Origin of the sequence: Grimontia sp. SpTr1, assembly GCF_947387585.1 — a bacterium.
Lineage (GTDB): Bacteria > Pseudomonadota > Gammaproteobacteria > Enterobacterales > Vibrionaceae > Enterovibrio > Enterovibrio indicus.
This window is the reverse complement of sequence record NZ_CANDOD010000014.1, coordinates 124438-138540: the sequence shown is the minus strand read 5'-3', so window position 1 is coordinate 138540 and position 14103 is coordinate 124438. Positions and strand designations below refer to the sequence as shown.

The window sequence follows — 14103 nt, the reverse complement described above, 5'->3', positions numbered from 1 at the left end:
TCATGCTTGGCTCCATCAAGCAGGTGCGCTGCAGCGAGCGTCTATCAATTTCTGATTCGAATACATGCGCCTACATCACTAAAGCACTTCGTCTTTTAAGTGATACCAACGGTATAGGAATCGCTGCCCTAGCCGTCGAAACGGTGCAAAGTATTCGGATTCAACAAGCTCTCTCACATTTGGATAAGGCAACTTTGACTGGAAAATAGGGAGATTGAGGTCTTTGGTATCCTCCGCAATCCACTGCGCTAACCGTTTGCCAGCCTGCGCGGAGTACATCACGCCATTGCCGCCATAACCCAATGCGTAATAGAGGGTCTCAGATTCGTTTGGCTGAAAAATTCTTGGCATCATGTCGTGGCTCACATCAACCCAACCCCACCACGAGTAGTCGATACTTATGCCCTGTAAAGCAGGGAATTTTCGAACCATGTCCGTATAGAGCTTGTCCTCATACTTCTGTTTTGGCGCGTCAAAACCGGTAATGGCGCTACGCGAGCCAATCTGTAGCCGGTTATCAGGAAGTAACCGGTAGTAATGCCGAAGAACACGGGTGTCTGTGATGATCTGCGTTGTTCTGAAATTGCATGCCTCAATTTCTGAGGGTGTTAAAGGCCGGGTTACCATGGAATTAGACAGTATGGGCAACAAGCGGTTTTTCAGCTGAGGATGCAGCGATTGAGAGGTATAGCCCCCCGTTGCGATGCCTACGCTTTGCGCTTTTACCGTGCCATGCGGTGTTTGAAGGTAGTGGATACCCTTTCGTGTTTCCCACCCGGTCACTGGGCTTGCAGGGTGCACTTTGACGCCTAGAGCCCGTGCCTTCTTCAAGTAACCAAAGGCCAGCTTGCCTGCGTGTATGCCAATCCCCTCCGGCTCATGCAGCGCTCCTGCTGCTTCTACATCGTTGACGTATTGCTCTTTGACGGTCTGGGCATCAAAAATTTGAGCATCATAATTAAACGTTTTACGAAGAAGTTGCGCCTCTTTGACTAGCCCTGGCATCACCTTCGCACGGTGGGCAATATAGAGATGTCCGCCTGGCTGGGGATCACAATCGATGTCTTTGATCAGCGATTTGAACGTTTCCATGCCATCTACACACTCTTGATGCATGCGAAGCGCCGTATCTAACCCCCATCGTTCTATCCACTGTGAGCGCTTTAACCGGCCGGAAGCGCATTGAGCCTGGCCGCCATTTCTGGTGCTGCACCCCCAACTGGTGCGGTTCGCCTCTAGAACAGTCGCTTTAATGCCATAGTTTTCTGCCAGAAAAATAGCAGCGGTCAGTCCGGTAAACCCCGAACCGACGATCACCACATCGGCATCAGTATCACCGGGCAGCGGGCCATCGTCTTCCGGTGGCGTACCCGCCGTACCAATCCAATATGAAGGAGAATAGTCCCTACCTTTTCCTGGCGTCGCATCCACTAGGGGATCGTAGGCGGGGTCATAAGCATCAACTGCTGGCGTCGGGGAGCGGGAGAGCTCGTTTTCGACACCAGATATCTCTTGAGTGGCTGATTCCATTGCTTGCTCCGATATCAATTGCTAAAACAATCAAACCACTAAGGCAGGTCTGTCTTTGCGGAAGGCATTTTTCACTGCAATCTTGCCGTCACGGAGCGTAAACACATCCACCATGCGCGCTTCTATCCTGCTGCCATCAGGCTTTGTTGCACAGAAAGTAGACTCAGTGATGGCTTTGCTCCCGGATAAAATCGTGTGCTCTGCATCTTTCCAACACACATCAGGAAAGGTTTTCCACACTTGCTCAAATGCATCGCGGACGGCATCAAACCCTGAAATAGTGGTGCCTTGCAGTTCACTACCGGCTGCCGTAAGAAAAACGCAGTCATCCGTCATAAATGTCATCAGTGCTTCAACATCATGGTCATTCCACGCTTTCGAAAACGCGTCCAAAAAATCGGTGGTAATGGAATCCGGTTTTGCCTGAGTCATAGGGTTGTTCACGTTAAAACTCCTTTTCATCCGCGGTCAGCGCTTTAAGCTGAACCTTGTTATTTTTGAAATCTGTCTCGGGTTAATTTTTAAGAGAGGTCTGGCTAAGCGCACTCAGCCAGACACTCACTCTTTATTTAAAGAATTTCCTTTCTCGGTGCTGTCGACTTCGCGACACGCGGTTAAACGTAATCCTGATACTTTTCGAGGAAGCGAACAGGTGTAGAAAGCGCATCACGGCGGAATGGGTCTCCCAGCTCCTGAGTACACATGATTTCAATCACCGTGGTTTTCCCTTCGTTCATTTGTTTGTCGATGGCTGCTTTGAGTGCTGGGCCAACATCTTCCAAACGATCCACAGTGACACCTTCCGCACCCATCGCACGTGCAATTTCTGCGAAGCTTTGGTTATCCAGTTCACCCGCCACAAATCGACGGTTGTAAAAATCAACCTGGTTCTTCTTCTCTGCGCCCCATTGACGGTTATGGAATACCACTGCGGTGACTGGGATGTTGTGTCGTACACAGGTCATGGTTTCAACCAGGCTCATTCCCCACGCACCGTCACCAGCGTAAGAAATAGCGGGTCTGTCTGGTGCCGCCATTTTTGCGCCAATAATGGTTGGGAAAGCGTAACCACAGTTACCGAAGCTCATTGCTGCGAAGAAGCTGCGGGGCTTTTCGAATCTTAGGTAACTGTTAGCAATGGAGTTGATGTTGCCAATGTCGGTAGAAACCATGACATCCTCAGGCATGGCTTTTTCAAGCTCACGCAGGACTTGGCGCGGATGGAGGTATTCGCCGCCGGAAAATGGCGTTTCATTCGCGTTGTGCTCAATCATATCGAGGCTGAAAGCATCTTTTTCATGCGTCCACTCATCCAGCTCTTTTTCCCAGGCATCTTTTTCCTGTTTCATGATGCCAAGACGCTCTTCTTTATTGCTGTCGCATGCCAGTTCTCGGCTGCTTAGCCGTTCAGTCAGTGCCACCGCTGCCGCTTTCGCATCACCACAGATACCGACTGAAATTTTCTTCACCAATCCCAGCATTTTGTTGTCAGCGTCAATCTGGATGATTTTGGCGTTCTGCGGCCAATAATCGAGACCGTGTTGTGGCAAGGTGCCAAATGGACCCAGACGGGAACCCAAAGCAATGACAACGTCTGCTTGCGCGATCAATTTCATCGCCGCTTTTGAGCCTTGGTAGCCCAGTGGACCACACCATTGTGGGTGCGAAGCAGGGAAAGAGTCATTGTGCAGATAGCTGTTTACCACTGGCGCACCTAAACGCTCAGCCAGTGCTTTACACTCTTCTACAGCATCAGCCATCACCACACCGCCACCAGAAATGATCACAGGGAACTTGGCTTCTGCGAGAATATCAGCGGCCTCATTCAAGCTTTTCTCACCGCCAGGACCACGGTCTAAACGGGCAGGTTTTGGAATTTCACAAGTGATTTCGCCATAGAAATAGTCGCGCGGAATATTCAGCTGCGTTGGGCCCATCTCGCTCATGGCTCTATCAAAACAGCGACCCGTGTACTCCGCCATTCTTGCTGGGTGAGTAACATGTCCTTGGTATTTGGTGAATTCCTGAAACATTGGCAGCTGATTACACTCTTGGAATCCGCCCAAGCCCATTGTCATGGTTCCTGTTTCCGGTGTAATCATCACCACTGGACTATGTGCCCAGTAAGCCGCCGCTATCGCAGTCACACAGTTACTGATCCCTGGGCCATTCTGTCCAATCACCACCCCATGATTCCCTGATACACGTGAGTAACCATCTGCCATGTGCGCTGCACCTTGCTCATGAACAACCGGGATCATTTGAATACCCGCAGGCGCGAAGATATCCATCGCATCCATGAATGCAGAACCCATGATGCCAAACATCGTTGTGACGTTGTTTGCGACCAATGTTTCCACGAATGCTTCTGATGGCGTCATCTTGGTTGGACCTTCAACAACAGTGCGCATCGATGATTCACTCATAACGTTCTCCTTGCTAAATTTCATATTATGGAATTAAATGTTTCGTTATACGGAATTTTAAATTTAGTTAATGCCATGTTTCGGGATTGGTCAATAAAAAATTTAAATAGCGGAATTATTGATATCGAAATTCTCACCAGCGAGAAATCGCCTCGTTGGTAAAAACAATTCAATAGAGGCTCGCTCAAGGTTTAATAACGGAGGAAAAATGGAAAGGACAATGATGCAAGGACCCGATATCCAGGTGTCAGCCAAAGAAGTATTCGGTATCGATACCCGCCTACTTGTACCCGCTTTTTCCAGCACCAGCGAGTTAGTGCCCAAAATCGACCCTGACTATGTCTTCAATCCAGAAGTGACCAGTGCGATTCTCGCGGGCTTTGCTCATAACCGGAGAACACTGATTCAAGGGCTACATGGCACGGGTAAATCCACCCATATTGAGCAAGTTGCAGCCCGGCTTAACTGGCCTTGCATGAGGATTAACCTTGATGGGCATATCAGTCGATTGGACTTGGTAGGAAAAGATACCTTGGTGATCCGAGACGAAAAGCAGGTCACCGAATTCCAGGACGGTATTCTGCCCTGGTCTGCGGCCCGACCGATTGCGTTGATCCTCGACGAATATGACGCCGGCAGACCTGATGTCATGTTTGTTATTCAGCGCCTACTTGAGAAAGACGGAAAGCTTGTCCTGACTGACAAAAACCGGGTGATAGAACCTCACCCTTCATTCCGCCTGTTTGCCACAGCCAACACAGTCGGTTTAGGCAATTTGCAGGGCCTTTATCATGGCACTCAGGTATTAAACCAAGCCCAGATCGACCGATGGAATCTGGTTGTCACTCTGAACTACCTCAAGCCAGAAACAGAAGCCAAGATTGTTCTTGCGCGTGTCCCATCAAAAAACACAGAACGCGGACGAAAGCTGGTGGCTCAAATGGTTGAGATTGCCAACCTGACACGCAAAGCGTTTTCAACCGGTGACATATCAACCTTAATGTCGCCACGAACCGTGATTACGTGGGCGGAGAATTGTGAAATATTCAGTGACCCTAGAACTGCCTTCCGCCTCACCTTCCTCAATAAATGTGATGAAGCTGAATGGCCAATCATCAACGAGCTTTATCAACGCTGTTTTAATGAGGAAGTCATAGAGGAAGACTCCGCTTTAACGGGTGCTGAAAGATGAGTCGTGCTCACCACCCCGCGCCCGCACCTTTTACCCGAGCCCAGCAGCGCAGACGAGAACTGATTCTGGCAACCATCCGATCGGAAACGGGCAACTCGGAGCTCAAACTTCGTGGTGAGCATTTTTACAATGGAGCGGTGTATGTGCCGATCTCGGCCGCTCACTTACAGGCTCATGATCTTTACCATGATGCGCAAGCACAGCGCGGACGTGCTGATGCTATATCAGCGCGTCTGTTGTTTAGCAATGCTGATGTTCACCGCTCAACCATGCCTGCAGACCCTGTCGCGGGCATGCTGTATGACCTACTGGAACAATTTCGCACAGAAGCTCTTCTCAGCGGAAACCACCAGCCAGGCACACAACAAAATATTCGCTATCGGTTTGACGCTTGGAGCAGGCTCGCATTGCACACGAATCTGATGGAATCAAAGCTCGGTATCTTAATTTTCACTGTGATACAGATTGTCCGTTCACGCCTGTTTTCAACGCCCATCGACCCAGAAATTGAAGATTTAATAGAGGCGACCCGCGCCGGTATCACACCCAGTCTGGGTTCAGAACTGGCAGGTCTTCGTCGCAATAAAGACCATCAAACTTTTTACGGCCGATACGCTCTATCACTGGCTGAGAAAGTGTCCAACATGGTGAGTGAGTGTGAGAACAATGAAGATGACAGTGAAAGGAGTGAGCAGATCCTCAGTGCTTTTCCCCTGTTACTCAACACGGATATAGAAGCCGACAATACCTACTCTTCAGTCGTAGGGGGAAACAGCAAATCATTTGAAATGCACCGTCTTCAATATCGGGTTTTTAACCGTGAATTCGATACCGAGATCGACGCATGCAGTTTGGTGAGAAAAGCACAGCTTGCAGAGTTTCGCTCACATCTTGATAAAGGCTTTCTTCATCTGGGAGTGAACCTTCGGGAAATATCCAAACGCCTATTGCTTTGTTTGAACCAAAAAACGCGCGACGGCTGGCAATTTGAGGAGGAGGAAGGTTACATCGATGGAAGCCGCCTTCCACAGGTTGTCTCATCCCCTATGGAAAGGCGCGTATTTATCAAAGAACACTTCGTTGAACGTCCCGATAGCGCTGTCACCATACTGATTGACTGCTCAGGTTCGATGAGGCAACACATGGAAAACATAATCCATCTCGTTGATGGGCTGGTCAGGGCACTTGGCATTGGTGGCGTGCCTACTGAAGTTCTGGGATACACGACCTGTGCTTGGAATGGCGGGCGGCCTTACAAAAAATGGCTAATGACAGGTAGGCAAGCCATGCCAGGCAGAATGAATGAAGTGTGCCATTTGATTTTCAAAGATGCTGGAACACATTGGCGCCAAGGCTCTAAAAACTTGGCGGCATTGATGAAGGGAGATATTTTCCGTGAAGGTATTGATGGCGAAGCGATTGAATGGGCATGCGCAAGGTCGCATCAGATAGACATCTCGAGACATCTATTGCTGGTGATATCTGATGGAAGTCCGATGGATACCGCCACCAACCTGACCAATGACGACTTCTATTTGGATAACCACCTCAAGCAAGTCATAGCAAGCCGAGAAAAACAGGGGGATATCATCACTGCTCTGGGTGTAGGTGTAGACCTTAGCCGCTTTTACCCACTCAATTTAACCTTAGATATCGACTTCCAACCTGATAGTGCGACGTTCAACGATATCATCACACTGATTGCAGAGTCAGTACGAAGATCTTATGGCAAAAGGAGGTCATGAAAACCGTGATTTAGTCATGAACGCAGAAGCGGGATAAATGGCAGAGGATTTCATTTTTCAAGATGGTTTGTTGTCATTTTCCAGAATTTTGATATATATGGCGGGTATGGAATAAGGGAGAACCATGAAAACGAAGAACAAATCTGATCTGGCTGTTGTGGACGGCGACACGCCAACATTACGTCTATTTTCATTGCTGGAACTTATCGCTAAAAAAGACGAATTTTTCTCGCTACAAGATCTCACCGAAGAAACCAACATCCCCAAGCCTTCACTGCATAGAATGCTTCAACAGCTGGAAAGTGCGGGTATCATCCAGCGCGACGGTGACGACAGACACTATGGCAAAGGGGCAAGACTGCGTCATATGGCAGAGAATGTCTTGCTCAACTCCACCACGCACAGCGCACGACACAACCTGTTGAGCCAATTAAGAGATGAAGTGGGTGAAAGCTGTAACCTGACATCCCTGTCAGGCGGCGAAGTCATTTACGTTGACCGCGTTGAAACGGAAGCTCCTTTGCGTTTCCATTTACACCCTGGTTCCCGAGTCCCCGTTCACTGCTCAGCAACAGGTAAACTGTTTCTGGCAAATATGACCCCTTCCCAGCGCCGCAGGCTGCTTGGTAACTCTGAGATGACCGCCTTCACTGAGAAAACGATCACTGACCTGGCTTCGTTGGAGGAAGAACTGGAAAACGTCCGTGCCTGCGGTTACGCCATCGACAACGAAGAGTTCCTACCCGGATTGTTGTGTGTCGCGGTTCTTGTGCCATCCAAGCGCGGAAAATCCAATCTCGCTGTCGCCATTCAGGCACCTATCATGCGACTCAAAGCCGACCAAGCCTTACATTTCCTCCCTGCACTGCAAAGGGCATCTCTCGCGTTTGCGAAGATAGAAGAAGAAAGCTGGGGTGAAGATTCTTGATGCTACTGGTACACACCAAAAATACGAATATTCCAACTACTTGCCGATCCTAACGACTCCCCGTTGAGGAGTCTGAGGTTGGCCATTCGATGTCTTCCATTGACGTGATATCGAAAGCTCTTGAAAAGAACTCTCTTCTCAAAATAATAAGAATAACAATCAGGAAAACAGCATAGAAAACATAAGGATGGATAATCCAAGCCAGTGAGGATATTCCAAAGTAATAAGCTCGCACACCATATTGAAAGTGGTAAGAGGCCAGCACGCTCATTTCGGAGAGTTTGTTGACAACGAGGCTCGTCGCTTTTGAATCCTTTTCACTAGGCTCTGGCGCTGACCCCAGCATAAGCAAAGAGTTCGCGTGTAAACCCATAGACCACGCAAATTCAAAAAACGCAATCACCATGATAATTAACAAACTCGTTATTTTTAAAACCACTGCCTCCTCTGTCGTGCCATTCAAGTAAGAAAAAGAGTTTAACTTTTCGGTGATTGAGTGGCTTGCACCTAACAGCGCAACTAAGCCGCTAATAACAAAAACGGTCGTTGTCGCGAAGAAAGACACATTGTGAATCAATCCTCGCACCAAACTGACATCCGTAATTCTCTCATGGCGCCAGAGCATCTGGGTTGCCCACGCTTTTCTCCACAACATCATTTGGCTGGAAATATTCTTCCCAAATATCGCCTTACTTATAGGCTCATAAAGAAATAGAGACAAAAAGAGAACAACAAGTGCAACCAAATCTCCGTCGTTTAGCTTTAGTAAGAATTCACTCATCCTCTGCCACCCATCACGCCTTTCATTCTTTGATCGCATCTGACCAGGCTGACATCACCTCTGTGATGCCAGCATTCTCAAGTTGGCCACCTACAACCTGACTCGAAATGATGCTTGGGCAAGCGAAGTTAAACGGATATATCGTCCTCGGGGCTAATTTGACCTGTTGTATTGTTCCCCTTAAATCTTCAATGAGGTTTTCATCCATTGTGTCATCCACAATCGTGAGCTCATTGAGACTGGTATCTATCCTTGGCATACACATCGCTTTCTCTATATCCATCTTGTAATCCAAGATAAACGAGGAAAGTTGCGCTACAGCAGGCATGATCTTACGTCCACCCGATGCGCCTAACGCGAAACAGTGACCATCGTTGCGTTTGAGAATGGTGGGACACATATTCGCCAGGCATTTTTTGTCCGCAGCGAGCGAGTTTGGCTTATTAGGTTCCGGATCAAACCACATGATCCCATTGTTCATAAGAATGCCACTGTCTCCCAACATCAACTTGGAGCCAAAAATGGAAAGCAGTGTCTGCGTCACCGATACGCAATTTCCCTCAGAATCAACAACGTTAAAATGTGTCGTGCAACTAGGTGCTACTTCCTTACGTTCATCTCCCATAAAGCGGTAGCGCTCTTCGTTGGCTAACCTAATTGCAGTGTCGTAGACCTGGTAGGCTTTTGAGTCAGGAGAATTGCCCTCTGGCTGCCAATTCTCCATCAGTGAAAAAGTGCGTTTTAAGGTTGGACCGGCAGTCATTGATGGCGTACCAAATATGGTATGGCCGCGATAACTGTATTTATCCGCAGTCTGCAGAGTGGCTGTGTAACTTTCAAAGTCTTCCAAACTATGCCGGCCCCCTGCTGCAGCGAGTTCATTGACAATAGTTCTTGCTAACTCCCCGCGGTAAAAACTTTGATGGCCTTCTTCCGCTATGGTTTCCAGCGTTTTAGCCAGACGTGACTGATCGCAGACGTTTGATGAATGAGACGTCCACGCTGAAGATTTAGGGAAAAGACCAGAATCCAAAAACGTCTCCGCAGACGCTTTAAACGGCACCAGATCTTTGGCGACGGAAGAAATAACTAACTGTGCATACCAGTCAACGACCAGCCCTTTCTTAGCAAGGTCTATGGAAGGCTCAATGAGTGCTTTCCAGGGAAGAGATGAAAAATGCTCAGCAGCCAACCCCATTCCAGCCACTTGGCCAGGAATGGCAACCGCGAGCGCCCCCGTCACATTCCTGTCTTCATGGACGCGAGTCCAAGGAAACAAATCTGTCGCTGAACCTTCAACCAGCGGATAATCTTCGACGTTAAGATTCTTAGGGGACTTCATACCGAAGTTGATCACCTTAACTTCGTCAGTTTTAGCTAAACGAATCACCATAAAGCCGCCACCACCGATACCGCTCATCCAGGGCTCCGCGACGCCTAAGGCGAACGATGTTGCTATTGCCGCATCCACTGCGTTTCCGCCTTTTCTTAGAACCTCAGCACCAATTTCTGACGCAATACGGCTTTGTGACGTCACCACACCTCGGTGCGTACGAACAACTTTCTTCTTGATATTCCACGAGGATGATTGAGACAAACTCACTGTTAAACTCCATTTTTATTCGTATTACGACGGAAAATCACCACCGCAGATATGACTGATAAAGCTAAAAACAACACAGAAAGTGGTGTAGAGACGAAGATGAGCCAATTCCCTTCAGACAGGGTGAGCGCCTGACGCACTGCTTGTTCACCCACTGGCTCAAGAACAAAGCCAATCATCATTGGGGCAAGCGGAAAATCGAGCTTTCGCATGACGTAACCCAGCAAGCCGAACCCCAACATAATCCAAAGATCGACCGTGCTGTTGTTGAACCCATAAACGCCAACAACACAAAACACAGCAATGATGGGCAACAAGACACTTTGGGGTATTCTCGTAATCTGAAAAAACAGCTTTATCGCGACCTTACCAACAAGAGGTAGAAACAGTGATGCGATAAAAAGCACGACGAACAGTGAATAAATCAACGAAATATCTTCACTAAAAAGCGCAGGACCAGGCGCCAAGCCATGTATCAGGAAGGCTCCCATCAGAACAGCGGTTGTCACATCTCCTGGCACACCTAATGCGAGCAGAGGAATCAAAGCACCACCGCAGGTAGCATTGTTCGCTGACTCTGCGGCAGCGACTCCCTCTAACTCTCCTTGGCCAAATTTCTCGGGTGTCGCCGATTTCCTTTTTGCCTCGGAATAAGACAGAAACGCCGCGGGCGTTGCTCCCAATCCGGGTATCGCCCCCAGCACAACACCAATGAATGAGCCTCTGCAGATGGTCTTTAAGCTCCCCCTGATTTGAAACCATGAAATAGATGAACTGGCTTTGTCGTGGGCTTGTTTCGCTGTCTGTTTCTCAACCAAATTTTCTGCTTGTATCAGGAGCTCAGAAACGGCGAATAAACCGATCAGCATCGCCATCAGCGAAATACCATTCATCAAATTGACGTTATCAAAAGTGAATCTTGGGGTGGCCACCATCGGGTCTAGCCCGACGGTCCCAAAAAGAAAGCCGAGTGAAGCGGTAATTAGACCTTTGGAAAGTGAATTACCCGATACACCAGCAACAACAAGAAGCGCAAAAAGTACTAGGGTTGCGAACTCCGGCGGTCCAAAATTAGTTGCCAGCTTGGCAAGGGAAACAGCGCCCAAAACCAATATGACAGTGGCAATAACATCGGCAATAACGGACGCCCATAGCGCCATTCCCATCGCCTCGCTTCCTCGTCCTTTTTGAGCCAAAGGATAGCCATCCAGAACAGTCGCCGCTGCTGCAGGAGAACCCGGTGTATTTAATAAAATGGCGGGGATACTCCCCCCGAAAAGACACCCCTTATAAGCCCCTAGCAAAACACAAAACGCAGTTAGAGGGCTAAATCCATAGGTCAATGGAATAATCAATGCAATACCCATGGTGCCAGTTAACCCCGGGATTGCCCCCATAAAGATGCCAAATGCAACACCAACAAAAATAGCGACAAGATTAAGTACAGAAAAAACTGAAACAACAGATTGAAGGATCTCGCCTTCCATACCACCCTCCTTGGTTTAAACGGACATTCCCAGTCCAATGACAAACAGTGCATAGAGCGCGAGAGTGACCAGAGCCGGTATGATGATTAGCGTCGCTGGTCGTCGTACTCCATTGATGAGAAAGAGCAGAAACATCATTGCTGATACAGAAAGGATGAAGCCGTATTTTTCAAACACACTGATAAACAGAACTATCACAAGGACAGTAAGAAGAGGTCGAAACCAAGTCCCAACACTCTGCTTTGGAGCTGCAGTTTCGTGCTCACCAGCGGCTTTATCAAAGCTGCTTATAAACAGAAAAACTGCGCCAATACCAACCAACGCACAACCAAAGTATGGGAAGAACCTCGGTGACAACGCGATAGATTGAGTATCTTCAACCTGTCCTGGTATTAATGTGGCACCTATCAACACAGCAATAATGGCAAGCACCACTGCTGACAATCTGTCCTTTGATTTTTGATTCATCATTCTTTCCTGAATTCCTGCTCTACTCTTCCTGCTCTAAATACCGGGCTATTTCCCTAGCCCAGAGAGCTGAATGATTTCGCCTTGCTTGTGGAACGTCTCTGTCACGTTCTTCTCGAATTTCTTCGCGTCAAGATAGTTCACCTGCATAGCCAGTTTTTCGATAATCTCCTTGAAATCCCCACTTTCTGTCGCAACTTGTATTGCGCTGGCAAGCTTCTCTACCACTTCATCGGGAATCCCTTTTGGACCTGCAATACCCAAAATAGAAGGCGCGGAGATGTCGTAACCTGCATCAATCAAGGTTGGCACATTTGGGAACTCAGCCATTCGCTTGTCTGTGATGATTGAAAGGAGTTTAAATTCACCGGAACGGACTTGAGGCAGCCACTCCGTCGCTCCAGCCATCAAATCAACATGCCCACCCAAGAGTGCCGTAACACTTGCAGCACCGCCTTTAAACGGGATCGCCTTCCAATTCAACGACTCTTGTTGCGCGAGACGCTCCATAGCAAGGTGTTGTGGAGTACCGGCACCAGCAATGGCGTAACTCACTTCGCCCGGATGTTGCTTCACATATTCAACAAGCTCTTGAATAGATGAGTACGGCGCATCCTTGGGGGCCACTATTCCAAGGTTCCATTGGGCAATTTGAGAGATGAAAGAAAAGTCGTTTAACGGATCATAAGGCAGGTTTTGCATATGGGGAGAGAGTACTGCCGCGCCTGTCGTCAGTGTAAAAATAGAATATCCGTCAGGGCGTTGCGCTTTCGACAACGCAGCCGCGACAGACCCGCCACCTCCCGGCTTATTGATGACGGTAACTTTCTTACCAAGACTTTTCTCAAGTTCGGTGGATAATACGCGCGACACCGTATCCGTTGTTCCACCGGCTCCATAACCAACGGTTAATTTGATTGTTTTCTTCGGCCATTCAGCAGCTTGAGTAAAGCTAGCGACAATAGAAAGCACAGCAAAAAGCGTAGCGAATAGATACTTCATGATATTTACCTCCATATAAATATTGCATTGCAATACTTTGTTGTGTATTGTGTTACTTCGTTAACAACCCTATAACGATCAGGTTACGATCGCAAACCAGATCTTGCGTTCTAATGTCTTATTTCTGAGGATTTAGAGGATGGAGAATCGCTTATTTGTTGGCTCAGTTAAGAAAGCCTTTGAAATCATTGAAGCTTTTGATGTGACCACGCAAAGCATGAGTTTGACCGAACTTGTTCAAGTCACGGGGATGGGGAAAAGCGCAGTCCAACGATATGTTTATACCCTTGAGGAGCTGGGATACCTGACGAAAAATCCAACCTCAAAGCGATATGAGCTCTCCTTAAAAATGCTACTTCCAGCAAGTAGTTACCTTAGTCAGAACAATCTGGTGAGCGCCATCAACCCACACATTGTCAATCTGCGTCAGAACCTGGATGCGCGCGTTGGCGTCAGTGTCTACCATCAAGAAAAAGTGGTTTATCTCATTCCGTTACAAAGCATCACCGAAGCCTATCCCAACGATTATCCTGGCTTTACTGTCCCCATTTACTGTACAAGTTCAGGCAGAATTTTCCTTTCCACTTTTGATGATAATAAGGTCGACTCTATCTTGGAGAAGGAAATCAAAAGACCATTCACGCCGCTGACGATGACAAATGAAGAAGACATTAAGAATGAAGTGCAGAAGTTTAAGCAAAATGGATATTGCATAACCAATCAAGAGATAAGCCATGGAAAGATAAATATTTCTGTACCCATTCTGAATTACGACAAGGAAATAATAGCCTGCATTGTCGCCATATTTAAAACGAGCGAATGGGATGAAAATCGCTTAATCAAAGAGGTTTTCCCTAAGATCCAGGAGGTAGCTTCATTTATCAGGGTTCCCTCAAGATAGCGTATTGAGAATAAATGCCCCCATTAACAGTAAAAAGTGA

The 14103-nt window shown here is 47.8% G+C and carries 12 protein-coding genes; 4 read left to right on the top strand and 8 right to left on the bottom strand.

Annotated features, from left to right (window positions below):
* Positions 1 to 78: 78 nt before the first annotated feature.
* The 3 genes from QL223_RS18680 to xsc all read right to left on the bottom strand — a co-directional run bounded on the left by QL223_RS18680 (position 79) and on the right by xsc (position 3956).
* Positions 79 to 1530, bottom strand: a complete 1452-nt coding sequence (locus QL223_RS18680) for an FAD-dependent oxidoreductase (protein WP_281545597.1) — start codon at positions 1528 to 1530, stop codon at positions 79 to 81.
* Between the two features lie 30 nt (positions 1531 to 1560).
* Positions 1561 to 1962, bottom strand: a complete 402-nt coding sequence (locus QL223_RS18675; protein WP_281545614.1) for a nuclear transport factor 2 family protein — start codon at positions 1960 to 1962, stop codon at positions 1561 to 1563.
* Between the two features lie 182 nt (positions 1963 to 2144).
* Positions 2145 to 3956, bottom strand: coding sequence for a sulfoacetaldehyde acetyltransferase (gene xsc, locus QL223_RS18670; RefSeq protein WP_251882046.1), 1812 nt, complete (start codon positions 3954 to 3956; stop codon positions 2145 to 2147).
* Between the two features lie 208 nt (positions 3957 to 4164).
* Between xsc and QL223_RS18665 the strand changes: the two genes are divergently transcribed.
* The 3 genes from QL223_RS18665 (at position 4165) to QL223_RS18655 (ending at position 7821) form a co-directional block, all read left to right on the top strand.
* Positions 4165 to 5148, top strand: a complete 984-nt coding sequence (locus tag QL223_RS18665) for an AAA family ATPase (protein WP_281545596.1) — start codon at positions 4165 to 4167, stop codon at positions 5146 to 5148.
* Positions 5145 to 6893 carry an aerobic cobaltochelatase CobT subunit gene (locus QL223_RS18660; protein ID WP_281545595.1) on the top strand — a complete coding sequence of 583 codons (1749 nt, stop codon included), beginning with the start codon at positions 5145 to 5147 and terminating at the stop codon, positions 6891 to 6893. The genes QL223_RS18665 and QL223_RS18660 overlap by 4 nt, the downstream gene beginning before the upstream one ends.
* Before the next feature lie 124 nt (positions 6894 to 7017).
* Positions 7018 to 7821 carry an IclR family transcriptional regulator gene (locus QL223_RS18655; RefSeq protein ID WP_002538697.1) on the top strand — a complete coding sequence of 268 codons (804 nt, stop codon included), beginning with the start codon at positions 7018 to 7020 and terminating at the stop codon, positions 7819 to 7821.
* A gap of 49 nt (positions 7822 to 7870) precedes the next feature.
* Here the strand turns inward: QL223_RS18655 and QL223_RS18650 are convergent, their stop codons facing one another.
* From QL223_RS18650 to QL223_RS18630, 5 genes are read right to left on the bottom strand one after another with little or no spacing between them, the layout of a single operon-like run.
* Positions 7871 to 8602, bottom strand: coding sequence for a DUF599 domain-containing protein (locus QL223_RS18650; RefSeq protein ID WP_046303207.1), 732 nt, complete (start codon positions 8600 to 8602; stop codon positions 7871 to 7873).
* A gap of 22 nt (positions 8603 to 8624) precedes the next feature.
* Positions 8625 to 10205 carry a gamma-glutamyltransferase gene (locus tag QL223_RS18645; protein ID WP_002538694.1) on the bottom strand — a complete coding sequence of 527 codons (1581 nt, stop codon included), beginning with the start codon at positions 10203 to 10205 and terminating at the stop codon, positions 8625 to 8627.
* A 2-nt stretch (positions 10206 to 10207) separates the two neighbouring features.
* Complete coding sequence (locus tag QL223_RS18640; protein WP_046303209.1) at positions 10208 to 11692, bottom strand: tripartite tricarboxylate transporter permease; 1485 nt, start codon at positions 11690 to 11692, stop codon at positions 10208 to 10210.
* 15 nt (positions 11693 to 11707) lie between these two features.
* A complete protein-coding gene (locus tag QL223_RS18635; RefSeq protein WP_281545594.1) occupies positions 11708 to 12163 on the bottom strand; it encodes a tripartite tricarboxylate transporter TctB family protein in 456 nt (151 codons plus the stop codon).
* 45 nt (positions 12164 to 12208) lie between these two features.
* Entirely contained in the window at positions 12209 to 13162 is a 954-nt protein-coding gene (locus QL223_RS18630; RefSeq protein ID WP_046303211.1) for a tripartite tricarboxylate transporter substrate binding protein, read from the bottom strand.
* 139 nt (positions 13163 to 13301) lie between these two features.
* Between QL223_RS18630 and QL223_RS18625 the strand changes: the two genes are divergently transcribed.
* Positions 13302 to 14063, top strand: coding sequence for an IclR family transcriptional regulator (locus QL223_RS18625; protein WP_046303212.1), 762 nt, complete (start codon positions 13302 to 13304; stop codon positions 14061 to 14063).
* Positions 14064 to 14103 lie beyond the last annotated feature (40 nt).

Coding starts and splice junctions, on each gene's coding strand:
- QL223_RS18680 (WP_281545597.1), bottom strand. CDS start 1,530: ATGGAATCAGCCACTCAAGAGATATCTGGTGTCGAAAACGAGCTCTCC.
- QL223_RS18675 (WP_281545614.1), bottom strand. CDS start 1,962: ATGACTCAGGCAAAACCGGATTCCATTACCACCGATTTTTTGGACGCG.
- xsc (WP_251882046.1), bottom strand. CDS start 3,956: ATGAGTGAATCATCGATGCGCACTGTTGTTGAAGGTCCAACCAAGATG.
- QL223_RS18665 (WP_281545596.1), top strand. CDS start 4,165: ATGGAAAGGACAATGATGCAAGGACCCGATATCCAGGTGTCAGCCAAA.
- QL223_RS18660 (WP_281545595.1), top strand. CDS start 5,145: ATGAGTCGTGCTCACCACCCCGCGCCCGCACCTTTTACCCGAGCCCAG.
- QL223_RS18655 (WP_002538697.1), top strand. CDS start 7,018: ATGAAAACGAAGAACAAATCTGATCTGGCTGTTGTGGACGGCGACACG.
- QL223_RS18650 (WP_046303207.1), bottom strand. CDS start 8,602: ATGAGTGAATTCTTACTAAAGCTAAACGACGGAGATTTGGTTGCACTT.
- QL223_RS18640 (WP_046303209.1), bottom strand. CDS start 11,692: ATGGAAGGCGAGATCCTTCAATCTGTTGTTTCAGTTTTTTCTGTACTT.
- QL223_RS18635 (WP_281545594.1), bottom strand. CDS start 12,163: ATGATGAATCAAAAATCAAAGGACAGATTGTCAGCAGTGGTGCTTGCC.
- QL223_RS18630 (WP_046303211.1), bottom strand. CDS start 13,162: ATGAAGTATCTATTCGCTACGCTTTTTGCTGTGCTTTCTATTGTCGCT.
- QL223_RS18625 (WP_046303212.1), top strand. CDS start 13,302: ATGGAGAATCGCTTATTTGTTGGCTCAGTTAAGAAAGCCTTTGAAATC.